Source organism: Erythrobacter sp. R86502 (assembly GCF_042466465.1).
Classification (GTDB): Bacteria; Pseudomonadota; Alphaproteobacteria; order Sphingomonadales; family Sphingomonadaceae; genus Erythrobacter.
Genome location: NZ_JAXHCJ010000001.1, coordinates 1,424,085 through 1,448,947 on the forward strand (window position 1 = coordinate 1,424,085; position 24,863 = coordinate 1,448,947).

At 61.7% G+C, this 24,863-nt stretch carries 19 protein-coding genes, 2 tRNA genes and 1 pseudogene; 14 read left to right on the forward strand and 8 right to left on the reverse strand.

Annotated elements, in window-relative coordinates; genetic code table 11:
• Positions 1-2,271: a molybdopterin cofactor-binding domain-containing protein gene (locus tag SJY33_RS06855; protein ID WP_379921883.1), complete on the reverse strand. Its 2,271-nt coding sequence runs from the start codon at positions 2,269-2,271 to the stop codon at positions 1-3.
• On the reverse strand, positions 2,271-2,759 hold the full coding sequence (locus SJY33_RS06860) for a (2Fe-2S)-binding protein (RefSeq protein ID WP_379921885.1): 489 nt from the start codon (positions 2,757-2,759) through the stop codon (positions 2,271-2,273). Before SJY33_RS06860 ends, SJY33_RS06855 begins: the two co-directional genes overlap by 1 nt.
• Positions 2,760-2,907: 148 nt before the next feature.
• On the opposite strand from SJY33_RS06860, the gene SJY33_RS06865 reads away from it, so the two are divergent.
• The 6 genes from SJY33_RS06865 to SJY33_RS06890 all read left to right on the forward strand — a co-directional run bounded on the left by SJY33_RS06865 (position 2,908) and on the right by SJY33_RS06890 (position 8,295).
• Positions 2,908-3,810 carry an HpcH/HpaI aldolase/citrate lyase family protein gene (locus tag SJY33_RS06865; protein WP_379921886.1) on the forward strand — a complete coding sequence of 301 codons (903 nt, stop codon included), beginning with the start codon at positions 2,908-2,910 and terminating at the stop codon, positions 3,808-3,810.
• Between the two features lie 71 nt (positions 3,811-3,881).
• Positions 3,882-4,295, forward strand: a complete 414-nt coding sequence (locus SJY33_RS06870; RefSeq protein ID WP_379921887.1) for a holin family protein — start codon at positions 3,882-3,884, stop codon at positions 4,293-4,295.
• A gap of 39 nt (positions 4,296-4,334) precedes the next feature.
• Positions 4,335-4,775 (forward strand): type II 3-dehydroquinate dehydratase, encoded by a 441-nt coding sequence (locus SJY33_RS06875; protein ID WP_379921889.1) that lies wholly within the window; start codon positions 4,335-4,337, stop codon positions 4,773-4,775.
• Between the two features lie 160 nt (positions 4,776-4,935).
• On the forward strand, positions 4,936-5,400 hold the full coding sequence (accB, locus tag SJY33_RS06880; protein ID WP_379923537.1) for an acetyl-CoA carboxylase biotin carboxyl carrier protein: 465 nt from the start codon (positions 4,936-4,938) through the stop codon (positions 5,398-5,400).
• A gap of 5 nt (positions 5,401-5,405) precedes the next feature.
• Entirely contained in the window at positions 5,406-6,755 is a 1,350-nt protein-coding gene (accC, locus tag SJY33_RS06885) for an acetyl-CoA carboxylase biotin carboxylase subunit (protein WP_379921891.1), read from the forward strand.
• A 229-nt stretch (positions 6,756-6,984) separates the two neighbouring features.
• Positions 6,985-8,295 (forward strand): NAD(P)/FAD-dependent oxidoreductase, encoded by a 1,311-nt coding sequence (locus SJY33_RS06890; protein ID WP_379921892.1) that lies wholly within the window; start codon positions 6,985-6,987, stop codon positions 8,293-8,295.
• Here SJY33_RS06890 and SJY33_RS06895 read toward each other — a convergent pair.
• Genes SJY33_RS06895 through SJY33_RS06905 form a run of 3 tightly spaced genes read right to left on the reverse strand, consistent with a single transcriptional unit; the run spans position 8,292 to position 9,591 of the window.
• Entirely contained in the window at positions 8,292-8,663 is a 372-nt protein-coding gene (locus tag SJY33_RS06895) for a hypothetical protein (RefSeq protein ID WP_379921893.1), read from the reverse strand. The two genes, SJY33_RS06890 and SJY33_RS06895, sit on opposite strands and share 4 nt — an antisense overlap.
• 23 nt (positions 8,664-8,686) lie before the next feature.
• Positions 8,687-9,133, reverse strand: a complete 447-nt coding sequence (locus SJY33_RS06900; RefSeq protein ID WP_379921894.1) for a GFA family protein — start codon at positions 9,131-9,133, stop codon at positions 8,687-8,689.
• Positions 9,130-9,591, reverse strand: coding sequence for an Lrp/AsnC family transcriptional regulator (locus tag SJY33_RS06905; protein ID WP_379921895.1), 462 nt, complete (start codon positions 9,589-9,591; stop codon positions 9,130-9,132). Before SJY33_RS06905 ends, SJY33_RS06900 begins: the two co-directional genes overlap by 4 nt.
• Positions 9,592-9,858: 267 nt before the next feature.
• Here SJY33_RS06905 and SJY33_RS06910 point away from each other — a divergent pair, with 267 nt between their 5' ends.
• The 8 genes from SJY33_RS06910 (at position 9,859) to SJY33_RS06945 (ending at position 18,468) form a co-directional block, all read left to right on the forward strand.
• A complete protein-coding gene (locus SJY33_RS06910; RefSeq protein WP_379921896.1) occupies positions 9,859-11,673 on the forward strand; it encodes a histidine kinase dimerization/phospho-acceptor domain-containing protein in 1,815 nt (604 codons plus the stop codon).
• A 43-nt stretch (positions 11,674-11,716) separates the two neighbouring features.
• Positions 11,717-12,703 carry a polysaccharide deacetylase family protein gene (locus SJY33_RS06915; protein ID WP_379923538.1) on the forward strand — a complete coding sequence of 329 codons (987 nt, stop codon included), beginning with the start codon at positions 11,717-11,719 and terminating at the stop codon, positions 12,701-12,703.
• Between the two features lie 87 nt (positions 12,704-12,790).
• Positions 12,791-12,863: transfer RNA gene (locus tag SJY33_RS06920), tRNA-Ile, on the forward strand.
• Positions 12,864-12,900: 37 nt separating this feature from the next.
• Positions 12,901-12,977, forward strand: a tRNA-Pro gene (locus SJY33_RS06925).
• A 370-nt stretch (positions 12,978-13,347) separates the two neighbouring features.
• Positions 13,348-13,764 (forward strand): hypothetical protein, encoded by a 417-nt coding sequence (locus tag SJY33_RS06930; RefSeq protein ID WP_379921897.1) that lies wholly within the window; start codon positions 13,348-13,350, stop codon positions 13,762-13,764.
• Between the two features lie 128 nt (positions 13,765-13,892).
• Positions 13,893-16,013, forward strand: coding sequence for a TonB-dependent receptor family protein (locus tag SJY33_RS06935; RefSeq protein ID WP_379921898.1), 2,121 nt, complete (start codon positions 13,893-13,895; stop codon positions 16,011-16,013).
• 11 nt (positions 16,014-16,024) lie between these two features.
• A complete protein-coding gene (locus SJY33_RS06940) occupies positions 16,025-17,653 on the forward strand; it encodes a PepSY-associated TM helix domain-containing protein (protein ID WP_379921899.1) in 1,629 nt (542 codons plus the stop codon).
• A gap of 386 nt (positions 17,654-18,039) precedes the next feature.
• Positions 18,040-18,468: a hypothetical protein gene (locus SJY33_RS06945; RefSeq protein WP_379921900.1), complete on the forward strand. Its 429-nt coding sequence runs from the start codon at positions 18,040-18,042 to the stop codon at positions 18,466-18,468.
• A 75-nt stretch (positions 18,469-18,543) separates the two neighbouring features.
• Here the strand turns inward: SJY33_RS06945 and SJY33_RS06950 are convergent, their stop codons facing one another.
• The 3 genes and pseudogenes from SJY33_RS06950 to SJY33_RS06960 form a co-directional block, all read right to left on the reverse strand.
• The gene (locus SJY33_RS06950) at positions 18,544-21,759 is read right to left on the reverse strand and encodes a DEAD/DEAH box helicase (RefSeq protein ID WP_379921901.1); all 3,216 of its coding nucleotides are present in this window, start codon (positions 21,757-21,759) and stop codon (positions 18,544-18,546) included.
• Between the two features lie 263 nt (positions 21,760-22,022).
• Positions 22,023-22,525: pseudogene (locus tag SJY33_RS06955) on the reverse strand (spore coat U domain-containing protein).
• A complete protein-coding gene (locus SJY33_RS06960; RefSeq protein ID WP_379921902.1) occupies positions 22,525-24,861 on the reverse strand; it encodes a fimbria/pilus outer membrane usher protein in 2,337 nt (778 codons plus the stop codon). Before SJY33_RS06960 ends, SJY33_RS06955 begins: the two are co-directional and overlap by 1 nt.
• Between the last annotated feature and the right edge of the window lie 2 nt (positions 24,862-24,863).

Consider the following 24,863-nt stretch of genomic DNA (forward strand, 5'->3'; position numbering starts at 1 on the left):
TTACGCCAGCGCTTGGTTTAGGATGGGCAGATTGCGGATGCGTTTGCCCGTCAGCGCAGCGATGGCATTGGCAAGTGCGGGCGTGGCAGGTGGCAGGCCCGGTTCGCCAATCCCTCCCGTCTTCGCGCCGCTTTCGATGAAGTGGACGTCGACCATCGATGGTGCATCGGCGAGCTTCAGGATCGGGTAATCGGAAAAATTGCTTTGCTCCACCGCACCATTGGCCAGCGTGATCTGTTCACCAATTGCAGAAGACAGGCCCATCACCAGACCGCCCATGACCTGCGCTTCGGCATTAAGCGGGTTCACCGTGGTCCCGCAATCGACCACCGCCCAGGCTTTGTGCACGGTTGGGCTGCCGTCGTCCTTGAGGCTGGCTTCGATGACTTCGGCCACGATCGTCCCGAAGCTTTCGACAATCGCGATGCCGCGGCCCCGGCCTTCGACAAGTGCCGTACCCCAGCCCGATCGCTGCGCTACAGTGTCGAGCACGGCCTGATGGCGGGAGCCGGCGGACAGGTGCCTACGGCGGAACTGGTAGGGGTCCTGGCCCGCAGCAGCTGCGAGTTCGTCCATGAAGCTTTCGGTATAAAATCCGATCTGCGTCGCATTTACCGAACGCCATGGCCCATCTATCTGGTTCGATTGATAGGCAAAGTGGCGGCGTGAGGTCGCTGGAATGGCGTAAATGAACGGAACTTCGCCTTCGGCATTGCCGCTTTGCACGTAGTCCGTTCGCCACCCGGTAATCGCGCCGTCCTTGATTGCAGCTTTCAATCCTGCCGAAGATTGCGGCCGATACGCCCCGCGGCGAACGTCTTCTTCACGGCTCCATATCATTTTGACGGGATAGGGAACCTGCTTGGCCAGCAATGCAATCTGATCGATCGCTTCGACGATATCGGGGAAGCGGCGACCAAAGCCGCCGCCCATTATCATTGGATGGAAAACAACCTGATCCATACCTAGCCCGGCCGCTTTTGCTGCGCGAGCGCGGGTACTGAGCGGGTCTTGCAGCCCTCCCCATATCGTAAGGATACCGTCATTGAAGTGACCGGTCAGCGCGAATGGCTCCATGGTCGCGTGATGCAGGAAGGGAACGCGGTATTCTGCTTCCACGACCGTCGAGCCGGCATCGCTGAAGGCGGCGATCACATCGCCTTGGCCGCCTGTATTGTCAGGTTCCCCGCCCGCCTTGCGGAGCCTGTCCTGCGCCGCATAAATCGCGGGTGTCGACATGCTGGCATGCCCCCCGTCGGAAAACGCGGGATTGAGCGCGGCCAGTCCCTTGGCAGCGGGCCAATATCCGTTTGCCACGACGATCACTGCATCATCGAGCGATACGACAGCTTCGACACCTTTGACCGCCATCGCTGGCGACTTATCGACCGAAACGAGGGTGCCGCCGCGCACTGGTGCTGCCGCGATAGCGGCAATGCGCATGTCGGGCAGACGAAAATCTATGCCGTACACCGCACTGCCATCGACCTTGGACGGGATATCACCGCGCGGAACAGGTGTGCCGATCAAAGTCCATTGGTCCCGCGTCTTGAGGACAGGGTCACCCGAAAGCGACCGTCCCGCCGCACCCGCCGCCAGTTCGCCATAACGCAGGCTGCGTCCCGACTTCGCATGCGTCACGAAACTGTTCGACGTCGTCAGCTCACTTACCGGGACTTTAAGCCGATTTGCCGCCTCTTCGATCAGGGCCAGCCTAACGGCCGCTCCCGTTTTGCGCATCCCGACCTCTCCGGTGAAGCGGATGGCGGATGATCCTCCGGTGATCTGCAATGGCAATGCCCGGGCAATCATCGCGACAATCGCCTGAGGCAAGGCGTTGACCAAGCCAGGGTAACCGGATGTGTCCGCCAGAAAACCTTGCCCCAATGGACTGTTGGCAAAGGCCAGGTCAGCCGGGGCCTGTTCGATCCTGACCTTTTCCCATGCCGCATCCAGTTCATCGGCAAGCATCTGACCCAGCGCAGTATGTGACCCTTGGCCAAAATCGATATGCGGCGAATATACCGTGACCGTATCGTCTTCTGCGATTTTCATCCACGTAAGGAACCCGTGTTCGCCTTGGCTAACTGTAAGCGCCTTGCCTTTGGCTTTTGCGCTGCTGTCCGTCCACCACACGCCAAAGACGCCCCCCCCAACAAGCAAGGCGCTGCCTGCGAGAAATATGCGGCGTTTCACGCCCTTTTTCTTCGGCTTTGCAGCCGGGGTCCGGGCTTCGGCATAGTCCAGGTCAGGATTGGGATTGTCTGCCATCAAGCGTCTCCCTGCTGTCGGCTGCTCGCAGCGGCGCTACTGGTCGCAGCAAGGATAGCGGCGCGGATGCGCGGATAGGTGCCGCAGCGGCAAATGTTCGTCATTGCTTCGTCGATTTGCGAATCGGATGGCGTTCCCACCTTTTCAATCAAGGCAACGGCGGCCATTATCTGTCCCGATTGGCAGTATCCGCATTGCGGCACCTGTGCATCGATCCAGGCGGCCTGCACCTTGTGAAGCGCGCCTTCAGAATTTTTCAAACCCTCGATGGTGGTGATGGCTTTGCCTGCCACTTCGCCCAAGGATACGCTGCAAGACCGGGTAATCGCGCCATCGACATGAACCGAGCAAGCGCCGCATGCCGCAATTCCGCAGCCAAATTTAGTCCCTGTCATTCCCAGATTGTCACGCAGAACCCAAAGCAGCGGCGTATCGCTTTCAGCATCGACGCTGACCGGCTTTTCGTTGACGGTAAATGCAATAGCCACGGCTGGTTTTCCCCTGCGTTGATATTTTGCGTCTCATATAGCAACCTGATCGGTCACCTCCTAACAGAAACGGGCGGCAAGCTGCTTGCATGGTTGCGGGTGGCTGGCGCGCTTCGTATGCGCCTTGCTATACAAAAGGATGCGCCTCATGAACACTTCTGTGCCCACGACCCGCCGGATGCGATCCTGGCTGTTTGCACCCGGAGACAGCGAGAAGAAGATCGGCAAAGCCATGTCCGGCCCGGCGGATATCGCGCTTCTGGACCTGGAAGATTCGGTGTCCCCCGAAAACAAGCCAGCCGCACGCGCTCTGGTGGCGGAACATATCGCAGCATCGGACGATCGTAACCGCCTTTGGGTTAGGATCAATCCGATTACCGGTGCTGACTGCATCGCGGATCTGGTAGCGATCATGCCTGCCAAGCCCGGCGGAGTATTTCTGCCCAAGGCCGAAGGAGCAGCCGACATTGCGCAACTGCACCACTATCTGACCGCGCTTGAAGCCGCCAACGGCATTACACAGAACACCACTCAGATTGCCGCGCTGGTGACCGAAACTGCAGCAGCGATGTTCCGCACCGGCGATTATGCGGGCGACTATCCGGGTAAGGCACGATTGGCGGCGATGAGCTGGGGGGCGGAGGATTTGTCATCGGCATTGGGCGCAAGCGAACAGCGTGGGGCGGACGGCGAATACTCCCACACCTATGAAATGGCACGCAGTCTTTGCCTGATCGGCGCGTCGGCAGCCGGGGTGGCAGCCATTGAAACGGTGCAGCCCGAATTTAGGGATCTGGCTGCGCTGGAAACGCGGGCACGGCGGGTGCGCGCGCAAGGTTTTCGTGGAATGCTGGCGATCCACCCGGCACAAGTTGATCCGATCAATGCTGCCTTTACGCCCAGCGTCGAAGAGATGGCGCACGCTCGCGCCGTGGTGCAGGCCTTTGCCGACCATCCCGGCGCTGGCGTAGTGGCTCTGGACGGGGCGATGCTCGACCGTCCACATCTCGCGCTGGCGCAGCGGCTGCTTGCCGAGGTCGACAGCAAATAGGTTAAAATGCTTTCCTACTTTAACCCATTTGGTCAATTTCGTGAACGACTCATCTACAAGGAGCGCGCAAAATGGCCATACTCGACGTGCTAATCGGCCCGGTTTCCTCGATAATTGACAAGATCATCCCTGACAAGGAGGCGCAGGCCCGCGCCAAGCTGGAACTGATTGCTCTGGAAGGAACGCAGGAAATGCGGATGATCGAAGCGCAGTTGCAGGCCATCGTGGCCGAAGCCAATTCCGCCGACCCGTGGACAAGTCGCGCACGCCCGAGCTTTCTTTATATCATGTACATTTTGCTGCTGACGGCGCTGCCGATGGGCGTGCTCAGCGCTTTCCAGCCGCTGGCCGCGCGCGATATTGCTGCGGGGATAAACGCCTATCTCAATGGTCTGCCCGAACCGCTTTATGCGCTGTTTGGCACTGGATATCTTGGTTACACGGCGGCGCGGCAGTGGGGGAAGGTGAGGGGCGTCGAAAGGTAGCGCTTTTGCAAAGTCCGGGCGCGGGCTAACAGCGGTCCCATGACCAACCTCGTCTATGTCCTCAACGGCCCCAACCTCAACCTCCTCGGCACGCGTGAGCCAGAGATTTATGGCACCACCACGCTCGATGATATCGCCGGGATGCTGGAAGACCGCGCCCGCGAACTCGGGCTCGAAATCGAGATGCGCCAGACCAATCACGAAGGCATGCTGGTCGACTGGCTGCATGAAGCGCAGGCCGAGGGCGCGCGCGCGGTGCTGCTCAATGCGGCGGCCTATACCCACACGTCGGTGGCTTTGCTCGACGCGGTCAAGGCCATCCGCACGCCGGTGATCGAAGTGCATCTGTCCGATCCCAAGACCCGCGAGGCGTTCCGCCACCTGTCCTATGTCGGCATGGCCGCGGCCCTGACGGTCGAGGGCCACGGGGCGGACTCCTACCGCATCGCGCTGGAGGCCGTAGCGTCGGGACAGGTCTGATTTCGTCACCCGACTTTCACATTTTGCACCGCTGCCACTTGCCAGCCGCAATTGCCCGCAATAGTCCGGGCGCCATAACAGGCGATTTACTGACCAAGGGGTTTTCATGTCGAACGACGACGGACACGGCAAAGATGCGGGTAAGCGCAAGTCGGGGGGCATGAACATCGACACCGCGCTGGTGCGTGAGCTTGCTGAACTGCTCAACGAGACCGGCCTCACCGAAATCGAGGTCGAGGATGACGACCGCAAGATCCGCGTGTCGCGCGGCGCGGTTGCCGCTGCGGCGTCAGTTTACGCCGCTGCGCCGGCTCCGGCCGCTGTTGCTTCTGCACCGGCCCCTGCAGCCGCTGCCCCAGCCGCGCCCGAAGCGGCGGCTGGCCCCGATATGACCAACGCGGTCAAATCGCCGATGGTGGGCACCTGCTACCTCACGCCCGAACCCGGCGCTGCGCCGTTCGTATCGGTCGGCCAGGCCGTGAAGGAAGGCGACACGCTGCTGATCGTCGAAGCGATGAAGGTGATGAACCCGATTACCGCGCCGCGCGCCGGCACGGTCACCGCAATCCTGATCGAAACCGCGCAGCCGGTGGAATTCGATCAGCCCCTGGTCGTGATTTCGTAATAGCCATGGCCATCAAACGGATCCTGATCGCCAATCGCGGCGAGATCGCCCTGCGTATCCACCGGGCTGCGCATGAAATGGGGATCGAGACGGTCGCGGTGCACTCCACCGCCGATGCCGACGCGATGCACGTGCGCCTTGCCGATCACGCGGTGTGCATCGGCCCGCCGCCGGCTGGCGAAAGCTATCTCAACATCGCCAACATCATCTCGGCAGCTGAAATCGCGCAGTGCGATGCGATCCACCCGGGTTACGGCTTCCTGTCGGAGAACGCGAAGTTCGCCGACATCGTCGAAGCGCACGACATCATCTGGATCGGCCCCAAGCCCGAACATATCCGCACGATGGGCGACAAGATCGAGGCCAAGCGCACCGCCGGCGCGCTCGGCCTGCCGCTGGTCCCCGGATCGGATGGCGCGGTCTCCGACATCACCGAAGCCAAGGCGATTGCCGAAGCCGCCGGCTACCCGGTGATCATCAAGGCCGCCAGCGGCGGCGGCGGGCGCGGCATGAAGGTGTGCAACAGCCCCGACCAGCTCGAAACGCTGATCCAGCAGGCCGGTAGCGAGGCGAAGGCCGCGTTCGGCGATGCGACCGTTTATATCGAGAAGTATCTCGGCAACCCGCGTCACATCGAATTCCAGGTATTCGGCGATGGTCAGGGCAACGCGATCCACCTGGGCGAGCGCGACTGCTCGCTCCAGCGGCGTCACCAGAAAGTGCTGGAAGAGGCGCCCTCCCCCGTCATCTCGCCCGAAGAACGCGCGCGGATGGGCGAGGTCTGCTCCAAGGCGATGCGCGACATGGGTTATCGCGGCGCGGGCACAATCGAATTCCTGTGGGAAAACGGCGAGTTCTACTTCATCGAGATGAACACCCGTCTGCAGGTCGAACACCCCGTGACCGAAGCGATTACCGGGGTCGATCTGGTGCGCGAACAGATCCGCATCGCCGAAGGCAAGCCGCTGTCGGTGACGCAGGACGAGCTGGAATTCTCCGGCCACGCGATCGAATGCCGGATCAACGCCGAAGACCCCTTCACCTTCGCGCCTTCGCCGGGCCTGGTGACATATTACCATCCGGCTGGCGGCATGCATGTGCGCGTCGATTCCGGCCTGTACGCCGGTTACAAGATCCCCCCCTATTACGACAGCATGATCGCCAAGGTGATTGTCTATGGCCGCAACCGCGAAGGCTGCATCATGCGCCTGCGCCGTGCGCTCGAGGAAATGGTGGTCGATGGGGTGAAGACCAACATTCCGCTGCACCGCGAATTGCTGCGGCAGGACGACGTGCTGAACGGCGATTATTCGATCAAGTGGCTGGAACAATGGCTGGAGGAGCGCGAGGCTTAGGCCAGCGTCCACCAGCAGCAGTGCAAGAATGCTGCACTGCAACGCAAAACGACAGAATAGACGGGCGGCGAGGTTGGACCGCGCCGCCCAATTGCTTATGAAGCTGCGATTTGCCCGCCGAGAACGAACAATTCTGTCTCAGCGACATGATTTGACGCGATTTTGTTTTGCTGCCCGGCTATAGGCTTGCTCGGGATTGCGCTGCACGCTTGTGCAAGGGAGTGCCTGAATGAGCCGCAAGACCCAGATCGTCGTTGTTGGCGGAGGCGCCGGCGGGCTTGAACTGGTCCGCCGCCTCGGGGCGAAATACGGCCGCAAGCGGCACGACATCATCCTGGTCGACAAGAACCTTTCCCACATCTGGAAGCCCCTGCTGCACGAGGTGGCCGCCGGGTCGCTCGACGCCAATCTCGACGAGGTCGGCTATCGCGGCCACTGCTATCGCTGGGGCTATCGCTTCTTTCAGGGCAGCCTTGAAGGGATCGACCGCGCCGCCAAGACCATCCGCCTTGCCCCGGTCAAGGACGATGACGGCAGCGAGCTGATCGAATCGCACACCATCCGCTACGATATCCTCGCGCTGGCGATGGGATCGGTGTCGAACGACTTCGGCGTGCCCGGCGTCAAGGAGCACTGCCTTTATCTCGACAGCCGCGTGCAGGCCGACCGGTTCCGAACCCGGCTGCTCAACCACTGCCTGCGCGTCAGCCGGGCGATGATGAACGACCCGACCGCCAATGAACAGGTTCGGGTTGCCATCGTCGGCGGCGGCGCCACCGGCGTGGAACTGGCAGCGGAACTCTACAACGCAGCCGGCGCGCTGAGGCACTACGGGCTCGAGGTGTTCGACGAGAGCCGGATGCACGTGACGCTGCTGGAAGCGGGCCCGCGGATTTTGCCCGCCCTGCCCGAAAAGCTGGCCGACGCGGCGCATCACGAATTGGGGCAACTGGGTGTGCAGGTGCGCCCGGATGTGCAGGTGGTGGAAGCCCGCCCGCGCCGGTTGATCACCAGGACCGGCGAAGTGATCGAAGCTGATTTGATCGTCTGGGCGGCCGGGGTAAAGGGCGCCGAGTTCGTGTCGGGGCTGGATGTGGAAACCAATTCGCGCAACCAGATCCTGGTCACCGACACGCTGCAGACCACCACCGATCCGAACATCTATGCGCTGGGCGACTGCGCCAGCTACACCCCGCCCGGCGATGATCGCCCGGTCCCGCCGCGCGCGCAGGCCGCGCATCAGATGGCGTCGACCGTGTTCGCCAATATCTGCCGGATGCAGACCGGCAAGCCGCTCAAGCACTTCCGCTATCAGGACAAAGGCTCGCTGGTGTCGCTCAGCCGGTTCTCGACGGTGGGCAGCCTGATGGGCAATCTGGTGGGCGGCAGCATGGCGATCGAAGGGCGGCTGGCGCGGCTGATCTACACCTCGCTATACCAAATGCACCTGATCGGCATTCACGGCTGGATCAAAGCGACCTTCCTGATGCTGGTCGGCCGCGTCAACCGGATCGTGCGGCCGCGGTTGAAGCTGCACTAGAAGTCGATCTTCAAACGCACCTCGCCGCCTTGGGCATTGATCCCGCCGACGCCGGGCGCAGTCGCATTGGCCTCGGCGCTGGCGGTGTCGGACAGCTTGACCCGTGCGCGCGGGATGGCGCTGCCGAATTCCTCGTCCACGGGCCCCACTGCCGGCCCGAGGCGCGGCGATGGCCCGGCAGCCGTGCACACCACGATTTCCGGGTTGAAGGGATCGGGCGCCTGGGCCGCGCAGGGCTCATCGGGTGGCGGCGGGACGAGGCGGGTGAGGTCGATCACGACGCGCCCGTCCGCGTTCGGCACAGCAAGCGGCGCCGCAGCGGATACGGGCGCTGGATTATCGATTGGCGGCGGTGGCTGTTCGATCATGCGGCACACACCTCCTGTGGCGATCAGTCGAAGCTCAACCCCTGCGCCATCGCCTCGGCAATCACTTCAGGGCCGGTCTTCATCGGGCTTTCCTGAGCAATATCATACCATTCGGGCTTCTCGTTGACAAAAATCTGCTGCTCGATCCCGAAGCCTGCGGGCAGGTCGAACAATCCGGCGAGGAACGAGCGTCCGCCGGTCGGCAGGAAGCGATACCACAGGTTGCTGCCGCAGGTGCCGCAAAAGGCGCGCTCGGCCCAACCGCTGGAGCGATAGATCGTCACCGCATCCTCGCCCGTGACCTCGGCGCTCTCGCCCTTCACTCCGGCATAGAAGGCCCCGCCCCAGCGCTGGCACATGGCGCAGTGGCAGATATCGACTTCGGCGCGCATGGCCGTGATCGTGATCGTCACCGCGCCGCACAGGCACTGCCCGGTTACGGGGGCCGCGAGACGCGCCGCCTCGCTCAAAGCGGGACGCCGGGTTCCTGTTTGGCGGTGCGGATTGTCAGCGAGGTCTTGACGCTTTCGACGTTGGGCGCCGGCGTCAGCTTGCCGGTCAGGAATTCCTGAAAGCTCTGCAGATCCTTGCTAACGACCTTGAGGATGAAATCGATCTCGCCATTCAGCATGTGACATTCGCGCACTTCGGGTAGTTCGCGCATGTGTTCTTCAAACTCACGCAAACTGGATTCTGCCTGACTTTTCAAGCTGACCATTGCAAATACGGTGATGGCAAAACCCAGTTTCGAAGGATCAAGATTGGCGTGGTAGCCGCGGATCACTCCATCCTCTTCAAGACCGCGCACACGACGCAGGCATGGCGGCGCAGTCAGGCCCACGCGCTGGGCAAGTTCAACATTCGTCACTCGGCCTTCCGCCTGCAATTCTGCGAGCAGACGGCGGTCAATTTCGTCAAGATTGGCCACTAGGCTACAGCTCCCCCGGCGCGGCACCGTTCACCCATCGGCAACGCACCTGTATTATGATAGCAAGAAACAACACACGTGCCGAATGGCTCGTTGGGCTAATTTTATTATGTCTGCCAGCAATTGTCCCGCTTTGCAACGCGCCTTCAGCGTCAGACTGTGACAAATATTCCATGCTGATAAGACGGCGGGGTGAATGGCGCCTACGTCGGTTAGACAGCAGGCACCATTGCTTGCGATTCGCGCGTTTTGCGCCCGGTTGAGGAGGTGTCTTTGTTTTTCGATGATCGCCTCGCAACGGTGCTGCGGCAGCGCGCCACGGGTGAAGCGAGCCTGCGTACCCAGTTTCGGCAATTGCTGGACCTACTGGGTAAAGACCGGACCTATACGGGCAATTCCGATCACAGCCTGCTTGCCGCAGCCTGGCTACGCATGGACGCGCTGGCTGATGCCATTCCTGCTGAAATCCGCGCGCGCCTGATCCGAGAACCCGGCTGGCGTTTTCACAGTCCCGATCTTGCGGCGCATTTTGCTGATCAGGAGCCTGAGGTTACATCGGCGGCGCTTGTTCGTGCGGAGCTGACGAGCGAGGATTGGACCGCCCTGATCCCGCGCCTTCCGGTGCGCGCCCGAGGATTTCTCCGTCTTCGGCGCGATTTGCCTTTAGACGTCGAAGCACTTCTTGCGCGGTTGGGCGTGCATGATCGCGGCCTTCCCGCACCGACGGTCGATCAGGCATCAGATCAAGCCGCCCCGCCTGCCATCGATCCCGCGCCGGCGGCACGCGTACCTTCGCCGGCACGGCCCCTGCCCTCCGCTCCCCTGCCATCGGTCACCGTGGCGCCGATGCTTCGAAAGGTTCCCGGTACCACCGCGGCAAACCCGGTCCGCTCACGCGACCGCGATGATAGTGGCCGCACAGAAATTTCCGCTCTGGTTGAACGTATTGCGCAATTTCGGCGCACGCGGGGTGATAGCCCGCTTGATCTGGAAAGCTCCCCGCGCCTGCCTTTGGGCGAGCTGGCTGATCGTCCAGTCGTGGACGTTAGCAATTTCGGATTTGCGACCGACATTAGCGGCCGGATTGCGTGGGCGATCACTGAGATAGCGCCCATGGTTATTGGTGTTCGATTGTTCACCCAGCAGACCCGAGGGCAAAGCAGCGTTTACGGTGCCGCACTGGCCCGCGCATTTGCGCGCCGCCAACCGATCACCGATGCCAGGATCAGCCTTCAGGGAGCCCCGGCAATCAGCGGCGACTGGATCGTCGACGCCGAGCCGCATTTCAACGATGAAGGCCACTTCACAGGCTATCTGGGAAGATTTCGCCGGTTGATCAGTGGTGCGAATGCGATGTCGAGTGCCGCGGCGCGCGAAGCCGATCGCATTCGTCAGCTACTTCACGAACTTCGCACTCCGGTGACCGCCGTGCAGGGGTATGCTGAAGTTATCCAGCAGCAATTGTTCGGGCCGGCGCCGCACGAATATCGTGCGCTGGCTGCTGCGATCGCTGCCGATGCTGCACGTATTCTCGCAGGCTTTGAAGAACTGGATCGGCTGGCGCGGCTTGAAACCGGGGCAACCGGCATCGAGCCGGGCGAGACTGATCTTGCCGCCTTGGTCCGGCGGACTGCTGCACAGCTTGGCCCCGTGATGGGCCAACAGCGCGCGGGGCTTGATCTGAACATTGCTGGCACTGGCAGCGTGCCTATCGGACTTGATGCCGACGATGCGGAAGCGCTGATATGGCGGCTGCTCGCCAGCCTTGGCTCTGCGTGCACACCGGATGAACGGATCGCGGTGCGGCTTGACGTTGCCAGCCAGGGCAACATTGGACATGCGCATCTGGTTTGCATGCTGCCCGTACGGTTGGCCGAGGAAGAGAACCTATTCTCAGCAACAACGCGCACCTCTGAAAGCGCGATCAATGCCGGGCTGTTCGGCACCGGTTTTGCCCTACGGCTGGCCCGCGCCGAGGCCCGCGCCGCTGGCGGGGCGCTGCGTAGTGATAAGGGCGAGCTCACGCTCACACTGCCGCTACTGATAAATACGTCTGCCTTGCCCGGCGCTGCAAACGCGTGATGCGTCATTCCAGAAAGCGGCAGGGGCGATGATTATACCTTCAATGCTAAATGTGCCGTCTCCAACAAGCGTTGCCCGATTCCCGCCTGCTTTTGGCCAGCGCGTGCTGCTGACGGTCGATACTGAAGAAGAATTCGATTGGAATGGCCCTTTTCAGCGCGATGGCTATGGGCTGAGCCATGTCGGAGCCATCCCCCGATTCCAGGCGTTTTGCGAGCGACTTGGCGCGCACCCTGTCTATCTGGTTGATTGGCCCATCGTCTCGGATGCGCGGGCGATAGAGGTAATCAAAGATGCCGTGCACCGAGGGATGGCTGATGTCGGCGTTCAGCTGCATCCTTGGGTGAACCCGCCGTTTGACGAAGACGTCTGCGCCTTCAATTCCTATGCTGGCAATCTGCCTGGCGCCTTGGAAGCGGAAAAGTTCATGCTACTGCGTGACGCGATCGAGGGTGCGTTTGGATCGGCACCCTTGATCTACCGGGCGGGGCGTTATGGGCTTGGCCCTCATACGGCAGAGTTGCTGACCAGAGCCGGAATAAAGATCGATACTTCGGTTCGATCGCTGTTCGACTATTCCCAGCAAGGCGGTCCGGATTACACAAGCCATCCATTGACCCCTTACTGGGTCGACAGTTCGCAGCGTCTGCTGGAAATACCCGTGACCACGGTCCATTCCGGCGCCCTGCGCGGTATGGGCGCACCTGTGCAGCGACTTGTCACACGCATCAAGCATGGCATGGGCATGCTTTCTCGGTTGGGCCTGCTTGAACGCATTGCGCTTACACCCGAAGGCGTCGCAAGCGCTGACGCGCTGCGTGCTATTGATCTGGCACTGGACCAAGATCTGCCCGTTCTTGTCCTATCGTTTCACAGCCCCTCGCTTGCGCCCGGTCATACCCCCTATGCACGCACAACTGCCGATGTAGAAAAGCTCTACGAGTGGTTCGAAACTGTCTACGCCCATCTCGCTTTGCGCGGCGTTAAAAGCTGCACGGTCTCCGATATCCTAACCGCGATTGATGAATAATGTCACAGGCCGATTGCCTGCTTGTCACTCCCCCATCCTCAGGGTAGGGGGCTATCCGTCGCCTTGCCTTCCGGTGCCTTTTTCGAGGGGCCTGTAGCTCAGCGGTTAGAGCTGGCCGCTCATAACGGCTAGGTCGCGGGTTCGAATCCTGCCGGGCCCACCGGGAACGAGCACGGAAATGGTGACGCAGAAAGAGTCGGGGAGTGGCGCAGTCCGGTAGCGCGCTTGCTTTGGGAGCAAGATGTCGCAGGTTCGAATCCTGTCTCCCCGACCACTTTCCACGCAAATTACTGTTCTTAAACGGCTTTCCCTAGTCGGTTCAGATCTTTCGCCAACGATGCGGCCGGAAAGATAGCCATTTCTATCATCGACAGCATATCCATTGAAGGTTCGAAAGTGATGCGTTTCTGCCTTTAGCCCATGAAACAGACCATCCATTTCGAACAACAGCCCAAGACGTTCCTCAAAGACTGTTAGCGGTCATTTCGGACAAGGTGACTGGGTCGGCGCCTGGAAAAATAGGACCGGAGCCTCGCGATGCCTCCACGCGAACATTGCGTGTTTAAGGTCATCGGCAAATCGCTCAGGATCGCCGATGATACACGATGACATTGCGATATCACTGCGCTAGAGGCACGCGCGCAATGTCCAGCCTTCGCGCCATGACCCTTAGCTATGCCCGGCTAACGCTGGTACTGATGACGCTTGCCTTAACCGTCAAGGCGCTGATCCCAACAGGTTACATGGTTTCTCCGGCGGGCGGCCGCTCTCTGATCGTGACGATCTGCGCAGATGCTAGCAGCACACCGAAGCAGGTGCGGATTGACATCTCTGACAGGGTCAAAACGGGCAGCGATCATTCTGAAACGGCGGACAAGGCTCAGCCATGCGCCTTTTCAGGGCTTGGCCAGGTCGCGCTCGGCGCAGCCGATTCGTTGCTCCTCGCCACCGCGCTGGCCTTCATCCTGCTGGTCGGGCTTGCGCCGCTCCGGTCGCCGCCTGCTCCCGACATTCCTTTCCTGCGCCCGCCGCTGCGCGGGCCGCCTTCCCTTTCGGTCTGATCGTCAGGCTTTGCGCACGGGTGTCTGACCCCGGCGCGTAAAGCCACTTCGCTCACCGGCCCGCCAAGGCAGGGTCGTTGGCGCTCCGCCACATCAAAGGCGCGCGCCCACGGAAATTGGGATACACCATGCAAATCAACACTGTGAATCGCGCTCTCATGGGCGCAACCATGCTTGCCGCAACGACTGGCGCTTTCAACGCTCCACTTCACGCTCAGGGGATCGGCCAGCGGCAGGACGAGATCATCGTCACCGCCAGCCTTCAGGGTACCCCCACGGCGCCCACGCCTGATGCCGCCCGCCGTGAGCTTGAACGTGTCCCCGGCGCGACAGGCTTGGTCGAAGACGAAGGCTTTGCCGACATCTTCGCCCAATCGATCGGCGATGCGCTCGAACTGACCCCCGGCGTCTTCGCCGATACCAGCGCCCCGCGTGAAAGCCGCATTTCGATTCGCGGCTCGGGTCTCAATTCCAGCTTCGAGCGACGAGGCCTCACCGTCCTGCGCGACGGAGTGCCGATCAGCCGCGCATCGGGCGCGACCGAGTTTCAGGAGGTCGACCCGCTCACCATCCGCTACTTGGAAGTGTTCAAGGGCGCCAACGGCCTGCGTTACGGGGCCGCCTCGCTGGGCGGAGCGGTCAATATCGTTAGCCCAACCGGACGCACCGCTCGCGCGCCGAACGCCCTGCGCGCCGAGGGGGGGAGCTTCTCCACCTTCCGCGGCAACGCTTCGATATCCGGCGCAAGCGGCGATGTCGATTACTGGGGCGGGATCACCGGCCTCATCAGCCACGGTTACCGCGAGCACAGCGAAGTGCGCAGCCTCTATAGCCACAGCAACCTCGGCTGGCGGGTGTCGGACAATGTCGAGACGCGCTTCTATGTCACCGCGCTGTCGGACAATTTTGAGCTGGCAGGCAACTTGCGTCTTGCCGACGCGCTCGCCAATCCGCGAGCAGCGGGGCGACCTGTGACGGCCGGGCCGGTGGTGCTTGACCCCGGCCCAGTGGCGGACGACTGGGATCGCAATCTTGACGTCTACCGGGTGTCGAACCTCACCGTGATCGACCTGGGCGGCACGGATCTCGAATTCAGCGCATGGTATGCGCGCCGCAATCTCGACCACGCGATCACCCGCTTTGCCGGGATCATCGTGCAGGGTGAGAACGAGGTTGGCGTCTCGACCCGCCTGTCCGGCAGCCTGCCCTTCTTCGCCGATCAGAGCCGCTGGCAGGTGGGGGCGATCTACGCCTTCTCCAGCAATGACGCGAAGACCTTCGCCAATGATTTCGGGGCGCGCAGGGCATTGCGCACACAGTCGGATCAGGATTCGGACACACTGACATTCTATGGGCAAGCCGATCTCGGGCTGACCGACACCGTCACTCTGGTCGCGGGCGGGCAATATGCCCGCGCCACCCGCGATGTCACCGCGATCTTCAATGCAGTGACCGGCCGGGGCGAGTATGACCAGTTCAATCCGCGCATCGGCCTGCTGGTGGATGCGGCCGAGGATATCCAGTTCTTCGGCAATATCAGCCGCAGCTTTGAAGCGCCCAGCCTTGCCGACCTCACCAGCGGCGGGGCCTTCCCTTTCGCGCCGCTCGACCCCCAGCGTGCGACCGTGTTCGAAGTGGGCACGCGCGGGCAGGCGGGGATCGTGTCGTGGGACGTTGCGCTCTACCGGGCGGAGCTGGAGAACGAGTTCCTCGATCTTGCCGTGCCAGGCGCGCGGGGGCTGATCACCGTGACCACCAATGGCGATCGCACCATCCACCAGGGCCTCGAGTTCGGGCTTGATGTGCGCCCATTCAAGGCGGCGCTGGAGGCTGATGGACAGGCCCTGCGGCTCAGCGCGGCCTATACCTTGAACGACTTCAGCTTCGATGGTGACGCCACCTACGGTGACAATGATCTCGCGGGTGTCCCGCGCCATGTCCTGATAGCCGAGGCCCGGTTCGACAGGCTCGACAAGTTCTATCTCTCCACCACCCTGCGCTGGATCCCCGAAGGCCCGTGGGCGGACTACGCCAACACCGAAAGGGCTCCCGGTTACGAAACCGTCCAGATCACCGCCGGGGTGACGCTGACCGAGGGGATCGAACTGTTCGGATCGGTCGAGAACCTGTTCGACACGGTGTTCATTTCCAACGTCACGACCAACGCCAACCAGCGCCTGACGAACGAGGCGATTTACACCCCCGGCCAAGGGCGCGCGTACTTCGCGGGCCTGCGCGCGCGGTTCTGAGGGAGGCAGCGATGAACGCGAAGACTAAGACCGCGCGCTGGTCATATTCCAAGCATCAATGGCTGGGGTTGGTCGGGGGGATCAGTCTCTTGGTGTGGGGCCTCTCTGGCCTCACCCATATCGCTATGGTGCTGTTCGGCCCCCAGCAAGCGGCGTTCATGCCGCCTGCTGCGGAGGTCGCGCTCGAAGGGGCACGGCCGATTGCAGCCACTCTTGCCGAGCAGGGCATCGCCGAGGCGGTAGCGGTGAAAACCGTTCCCGCTCCCGGCGGCGGGGTGCTGTGGCAGGTTACACCGGCGGCAGACGGGGCGCGGCGGTACTTCCGCCCTGCCGACGGCAGCGAGGTCACAGGCGGTGACAGGGTGCAGGCCGAATTCCTCGCCTGCCACTATCTCGCGACTGAGCGACCGATCACCTCGGCCAAGCTCCAAACGGAGTTCGATGCCGACTATCCCTGGGTCAACCGCCTGCTGCCGGTGTGGAAGTTGGAATTCGCGGGCGACGACGGACTTATCGCCTATGTCCACACCGAGACTTCCAGTCTGGCGGCGGTGAACAACACCACCAAGACACGCCTGCAATCGGTGTTCCGCGCGCTGCATACCTGGGAATGGGTGCCGCCGGGGATGGACTGGCTGCGGCTGGTGGTGATCGGCCTGATGGTCGGAAGCCTGCTGGCGCTCGGCCTGACCGGTATCGCCATGCTGGTGACGGTGCGGCGCAAGACGCGCCTGCCGGGTGCGCGCGGCTGGCATCGGATCGCGGGCTACGTGCTGGCGGTGCCGCTGATCATGTTCTCGGCCTCGGGGATCTACCACCTGATCCAGTCGGCGCTGGTGCCGCCGGTAAGCCAGCTCACAATTGGCCAGCCCGTCGATGTCGCAAGCGGCAAATGGCCGGTCGAAGCCGACTGGGCGCTGATCGCCAGGGCACGCGATATCTCCTCGGTCGCGCTGGTCGAGGGGGCACAGGGGCAACCGCTCTATCGCATTGGCCTTGCTCCAACTACAGGCGCCATGGGCGGCGGGGAGCATGACCACGGCCCTACCAAGGCAGCAGCGGATCATGGCATGGCAGAGCACGACCACGCGGCGATGATCGCGGCTCAGAGTGCGTCCAAAATGCCGATCGCAGATACTGAAATCCGCGAGGCGCGTTTTAACGGGATCAAGCCCGATGGTCCGGCGATCTACCTCGATGCTGTCACCGGGAGTGTCGTGACGTCAGGCGACAAGGACATTGCCCGCGCCATCACCCGTCGCTTCACCGGCGCGCCCGACAGCGCGGTGACGGGGGTGGAACTCGTCACCCGCTTCAGCCACGAATACGACTTCCGCAACAAGCGTCTGCCGGTCTGGCGCGTCGATTATGGGGCGCCAGTCAACGCCAGCCTGTTCGTCGATACTGGCACAGGAATGCTTGTGGACCGGGTGACGGACGGGGAGAAGCCTGAACGCCTCGTGTTCAGCGTCATCCACAAATGGAACTTTCTGTTCCCCTTCGGAAGGCTGGCGCAGAACGTACTGGTTGGGGCCTTTGCCATTTCTCTGATCGGTTTCATGGCGTTGCTTGGGCTACGGATGGACGTGGTTCGCCGCCTCCAGCCAGACCGCCAAGGGCAGAGGCGGCAGGAACAATAAGCCGCTGAAATCAGAGATGACCTAGCCGCCGCGCCCGGTGTGCCGCCATTCGCGTTGATCCAATGCGAATGGCGGAATTGTTATCGATTTAGGGATGGGATCGCGGAGCCGATTCTGCCGTCAGGTCGATAAAACATCGAATGTCCGGTCTATGGACTAAACATGCGATGAGCATTCCATTCAAGTTCATTGGACATCTTCAAGATTGCACAAATCCGCGAGCGGTGAGTGGGCGTAGGTTCAAGACACATGCATGTTTCCCATCGTCCCTCGATGGCGAACCGCGCATGGTCGGATTGCGTGATGATTGAAAACGCCATGGTTGAAACTGCTGTGGCGTTCTGCGTGTAGATTGAAGCGCCTCACGCAGCTGGTCTTCATTGGCGATGGCGGCGCGACCGAACTGGATGACGGATCGCGGCGCTTTGGTATTGCAGCCAGCATATTTTGGCGAGCGATGCGCGGATCGTGATGGATACGGCCTATGCCTATACGGATGCACGCTATATCTGCCCAGCCCCAACCCCGATGCGATCCCAAGCGCGGTTCACAAAGCGGGCTTTTACCATAGCGGCGCGAGGCGATTGGGGCTCAAAGTATTAATCCTGTTCGATACCCGCGACGCTGACACCACCTATTTCTATCAATCGCGCTTGCAGGCCGAAGCGAGCGGTATTGAGGGCGGGCATTTTCATCCGGTCGAGCCGCGTTCATCCGGTCGAGCCGCGGCAGATCTGCGCAACCTCGCGTTTCAGCTTCTGAACATCTCCGATCAGAAGGCAATCACCACGAGCCCCATGCAGGCTAGGGCTTAATGGCGAAAACTGAAGCTCTGCAGCAATCCGACCGATTTATCCATTGGCAGAGCGGTAGGCCGAGCGACCAGCTCGCTAGGGCTCGAGCACTGCAACCATCTGCTCCTCGATATGCGATAGTCGTTCGTGCAGATCAGCGATGCCGGCTTTCTGCACCAGTCGTTCGCCCGACGGAGCGAAGCCCACCGCGGCCCAAGGATCAGGATCAACTTCGCTGCCTGGCGTCAGGGCGATCGCCGCCGGGCCCGCATCAATCCGGCGTATCCCGAGCGTGCGAGCAAGGATCCGCAGCCGCACCAGAACGAGCAGTTCCTGCGCCGCATCGGGGATGGCGCCGAACCTGTCGGCCAGCTCTTCCTCGAAGATATCGACTTCACCCACCGACCGAAGACGCGCAAGGCGGCCGTATAGCTGCAACCGCAGATCGGTGTCGGGCAACCAGTCTTCGGGCAGACATCCATCGATCCCGACACGCAGTTCCGGCTGCCAATCGTCAACATTTTCTCCGCGTGCGGCGCGCAGCGCCTGACCAAGCAAGTGCTGAAAGAGATCGACGCCGATCAGTTTCATATGCCCTGTCTGGCTTTCGCCGAGCAGATCGCCAGCACCGCGCATGTCGAGATCGCGGGCGCTGATGGCGAAACCTGCACCCAGGCGGTCGAACGCCTGCAAAGTGCGAAGCCGTTTCAGCGTCGCATCGGCGATCGCGGCCTCTCCATCGGTCAGCAACAGGATCTGCCCGCGGCGGCTACCGCGCCCGACACGGCCGCGCAGCTGGTGCAACTGCGACAATCCAAAGCGATCCGCGCGCCACACGATCATCGTGTTGGCCCGCGGCACGTCGAGCCCGGCCTCGATGATATTGGTCGCCAGCAACACGTCGCCGCGCCCGGCTGCAAAATCGGTCATCGCGGTGTCGAGCGTTTCGGGGGCCATCTTGCCGTGGGCTTCGATGATCTCGCCTTCGGGAAACAGCTTGGCGAGGCGAGCGGCAATCACTGGCATATCCTCGATCCGCGGCACGACGACGAAGGCTTGCCCGCGCCGGGCGCGCTCGCGCATCAGGGCGGCGCGCACATGCCCGTCATCCCAGCTTTCCACCGTGGTGCGGATCGGCTGGCGGCGCGCGGGCGGCGTGGCGATGACCGACATCTGCTGAAGGCCGACGAGCGCCGATTGCAAGGTGCGCGGTATCGGGGTTGCCGACAAGGTGAGCATGTGACCCTCGTGTAAGGCACGCAGTCGCGCCTTGTCGGCGGCGCCGAACCGCTGTTCCTCGTCGATAACAACCAGCTGCAGGTTATGATAAGTCACCGCCTTCGCTGCTACCGCTGCGGTTCCGATCACAATCTGGATCGAACCATCAGCCAGACCCGCCTTCACCGCCTTCTTTTCGGCAGTGGTCGACAGCCGGGAGAGGCCCGCAACCGTGATACCCATGCCTTCGAAACGCCGTGTGAACAGCGCAAGGTGCTGGCGAACCAGAACCGTAGTCGGGGCGGTGATCGCGGCCTGCCCACCGGCCAGCGCGACAAGAGCGGCTGCGCGCAGGGCAACCTCGGTCTTGCCGTAACCGACGTCGCCGATAACCAGCCGGTCCATCGGCCTGCCCGATGCCAGATCATCTCGCACAGCGGCAATCGCGCGCGCTTGATCGGGCGTTTCGGTAAAGCCGAAGGTGCTGGCAAAACGTTCGTATGCTGCAGGGTCAGGGTCGATCACCGGTGCGGCGCATTTGGCGCGTGTTGCGGCGAGCGTGACGAGACCCTTGGCGGTCTCGGCCAGAGCCGCCTCGATCCCGGCACGGCGGCGTTCCCACGAAGAACCATCAAGCTTGTCGAGAGCGACCGCCTCATCGTCGCTGCCATATCGCCAGATGCGGTTGGACTCGCGCGCCGGGACAAGGCGCCGCGTGTCGCCTGCAAATCCCAGCACTATGGCATCACCTGCCGTGCCATCGTCGCCGGGCAAGGGTTCGATGCCGCAAAGGCGGGCTATCCCGTGATCCTCGTGAACGACCAAGTCGCCGACATGCAATTCGGCAAGCCCGTCCAGTGCCAAATGCTCTGGCATCGCCGCGATGTTTGGGGTTACCAGTGCGCGGCTACCAAGAAGGTCGGCCGCGGCAATCACCATCAGGTCGCGGCAGACGAACCCCGTATCGGCGGGCGCTTCCAGCGATGCGAGAGAGCCTTGCGCCTGCAACGCTTCCGCCCAGCTTGCAAAAGTGTCTATCGGCGCCTTGAGCCGTCGGGCTAGCCGGGGGCCGAGAAACCGCAAGTCGCGTTCTGTCCCTACCAACACAATCCGGCCTCCTTCAGCCAGAATTGGCTTTGCCACTCGATCAAGCGCAGCGAGCGGGGATTTGCGCTCGACAAAACGGGGCACCGGAGCGGCCTTGTCGTCCGACCAATCGGGCTTGGCCCAGTCTTTGATAGCCTTGTCCCAATCAGCGGCGCCGATTGTGGTCGCCGCCTTTCGGCCGAAGCGCGCGGCATCGCGGGCGAGCGCGAGGGCGCTGTCGCGCCGCGCGGCAACGCCGCGTTCCTCGATCACCAGCGCAGGATGGGAGAAATGCGCCAGCAACGTATTACCATTGGCAACCCTCGGCTCTTGCGCTCGCCCAATTTCGACCGTGTCCAACGCGTCGAGCGAGCGCTGGTCGGCGGGATCGTAAGCGCGAATGGCGATGATGCGACCATCCTCCACCTCGATCCGTACAGGGTTGGGCGCATCGACCGGATAGACATCGATGACCCCGCCGCGCACAGCCACTTCTCCCGGTTCGTCAATGCGGTCGTCGGCGATATAGCCTCGATCGACGCAATCTGCCTCGAATGACGTCATATCGACAGGCTCGCCCACGCGCAGCACCGGAGGGATCGCCGAATAGGCTTCCGGGGCGGCATAGGCCTGACCGGTCGCGGACGCGCTTGTGATACACACGAGGCGCACCGCATTTTGTTGGTTGTTCCATTCGTGGAGCTGTCGCAGCGCTGCCACACGCTGCCCGGCAATTGCGGGCGAGGAAGGCGCGTCGTCACCTGGCAGGGCGTCGCTGGCAGGCAAATAGATCACGCAGGCATCTGGCATGAAAGCCGCGACCATTTCGCTCAACATACGTGAACGTGTTTCGTCGGTCGCAACGTAAAGTATCGCGTCATCATCGGAATTTTCGGTAATGCGGACCGCGGTCCTGACCAATGAAGAAGTCGTTGGCGTCTCCTGCGCCGTTGGTGGAGCAGCGCGGCGCTTGGTTTCGACCGGCGCGCGGTGTTCGGCTGCTTGCATAGAAATCACATACCTTGGGCTTGCACGGCGTTTGGGGGGAAATGCCGCGGGAGGGATGCCAACTGAATTGCATCGCTACGCAAAGGTTTCGGCAAAGCCGCGATAAAATCGACAGGTGCCCGCAAGTGCCTTTGAAAAGACAGTCGAAATGCCCCTGAAGCGATCATCGCTAAACGACGCGACATCCTCGCAATGGGTTCGAAGGTTACATGCGAGCGCTGCAGGCGCGGACTGCGCGGACCCGCTTTCCTGCGGGAATGCGATTAATAGGTTACGGTGATGACGATGGTATCGTTATAGATTCCGACAGCGGCCGGCTGTCGGGGAGGAATCCTTCCGTAGAAAAACACCGATTGTCCGAAAATAAGCAAGCCGTTCAGCGATCGGGTGATCTTTTGCGTCCCCGCCGTTCCGTTACCGAATATGATGGACCGCGCAGGATCGATATAGAGATTGTAACCCAGCGAGTTGCCCCCCGCTTCATCGTGCGTTGCCCCGCATTTCCTGACGATCCTGCGCTTGCAGCGATCTCGACCGTGCCAAGCAGCGAGATAAGTCCCGTGCAATTCACCGTGATCGTGCCCGCAGTGTCGGTAGGCGTAGTCTTTGTCGGATCATAGGTTCCAAAGCTGGCGTTCGTCGTGGTCGCCGAACACGAACAGAGCGTACAGGCCATCGCCGGGCTTGGCGCGGTCATCCCGAATAAAAGCGATAAGATGATCAATGCGGCAAGACTGCGGAGCAGATCCAAGGCGTTGCAAGCCATCAACGACCCTCCGCAATGGCCGCGGGAAAGCAGGCGACCGGACCGATTAGCTGGGTCTCCGAAACATCGGACACTGGTGGGATGATAGCCTCGCAATCCGCGCCGCGCCCACGAACGACCAACCACTGCGCGCCTGCAAGATCGGGCAGAAACACCATCCCGTCATAGCCTGTAGTATGGATATGTTCGCCCACCGCCACTTCAAGACCCGCAGCCAGCGGTTTGCCGTTTTCATCCACCAGCATTACCGTCAACGGCCTTTGGCTGGCGCCGCCAAATCCCACTTTGACGGCCTGACGAAACCCGGGCACGACCAGCTTTTCAGCCACATCAACGTCGGCGGTGATTGGCAATGATGCTACGTCGATCCCTATCCTGTTTGGCGCATAGGGCTGAAGTCCGCCGACCACGGCTTTGCGTCCCTGCCCCCCCTTGGCAACGACGGGACGGTTTTCCAAAAAAAGGGTTACGCCTTCCACGCTGTCCAGCTCGACCAGAGCCAACGCATTTTCAATCCTTGGAGTGGCAACGATGGCACCATCCACAGCTGTCAGTGCGCCGCGTGCGCTGATTCGGATGCCGTCGCCAGCAGTGCTGCGATCACCTGCCACTTCGAAGTCACCAGCAGGCGTCCTGACCAATGCCAATGCGCTAAGAAGCGGCGCGCCCGAACGAAAGTCGTATCCCGCGGCCAACTGATATCCGGCCCCCACATCTGTTGGCGGTGTCACAGCGGCGGTTACGATCGCACGTTGATCGTCAGCTCTCAAGGCTGCACTGCTGCGAATGCCGAGCGGGACGCTAAGTGACAGGAAAGCGCCGTGATCTGCCGCATCCGCAATTCGTGTCCGTCTGATACCGATATTGTAGAATGTGGCCTTCACATTACCGGAAAGGCTTAGGCTTGTGGCGGCGAAGGCACGTCCGTCGGGTGTTCGCGAGGCAAGGTGGCCAAGAACCAAGTCACCGTACTGGCCAAGTCGAACGCTGCCAGAGACTGCGAGTTCACCCTTTGGCTGGACCGCGCCTCGTTCTTCGACTGCACTATCACCAATCTGTGCGAAACGTCCGTTGTCCCATTGATAACTCACCGTAAAGGCGTGGGTGGGTGCTAGCCGCTGAAACTGCGCCCGCCATATTATGCCCCTTCCAATCGTGCTTTCGGACAAGGCAGTTGCCAAACCGAACTCTCCGAATGGCGACAAAACCCAACCCACACCGATCCCGCCTGTTGTTGTATCCGGACTGACCTCTATCCGCCCGCTGACGGTGACAGCAGGGCTGATGCCGATCCGCACAAAGCCCGCGGCGAAGGGGTCGCCATAAGCAAAGCTGGCCGTGCCGTAATTTTCCCTTAGAAACCCAGCCTCTAGCGAATAATCTGCCAAGCCGGGCCGAAGCAAACGCGGGCTGGTGTAAAAGCTTTGCGTCACCCGCCGAGACAGCCCCGTCACATCGGTGATCGTCATCGTTACTTCTCCCGCACCGGAGAACACGGGCTGATAGTCGATGGCGAAGTTACCGGGTTGAGCAGACATTGTCTGGCTGACACCCGCCGACACCAGATCGACCGTCGAACGCATAGCCGCCGCTCCATTCAGCGACGGTATTGGGAATGTGACGGACGTAGGTTGAAGCGAAAAATCGGTGCCAATCCGGACACCGCCAAAACGCGCAGGAAAACTCCATTCGGTTCCCCGCGTAACCGCGTCACCTATAACCAGTCGAACGCGTTCGCCCGGCCAATCGCGTTGATACGAACTGTCCAGTCGCACGACATTGTTGCCTTCTGTTTGCCCGATAGCGGTCGAGCCCAGCAAGCCCCACGCCCCCGAGATACCAGCATCAAGAAACGCGAAGGCCGCATTCTGGCCATTCCAGCGTGTGAAAGTCAGATCATAGCTGATGAAGCCCGCCGGTATGATTTCGCCCACCGTTACTGGCTGTTCCGCAGGTCTGAATTTGGTAGGGCGAAACATCTCGGGGCCGGCCGTGATGTCGAGAATATCGCCGCTATCGTTCAAAGTCGCTGCAACCCCGACGATCGAGAATATAGCGACATATGGCTCCCCTGCGATCACTTGGTCTCGCAGGCCCTGCTGGAAAATCAGACCCGTCTGAACAAGATCCGCGCGCCGGACATACAACGCTGCGTTCGATCCGGCGATCAATACTGGTTCTGGCGCCAGCGTGCCATTTATCATCAGAGACGCCGGGCGCGGTGAAGCGACTGATACAGTACCGGCGGTGTCATGCGGAATGGCACTGCTTTCGGGTACCACCAGATTGCTGTTCCCAGCACGAGCAACAGAAGGAGCCGTTGCTGCCGCTGTCACGA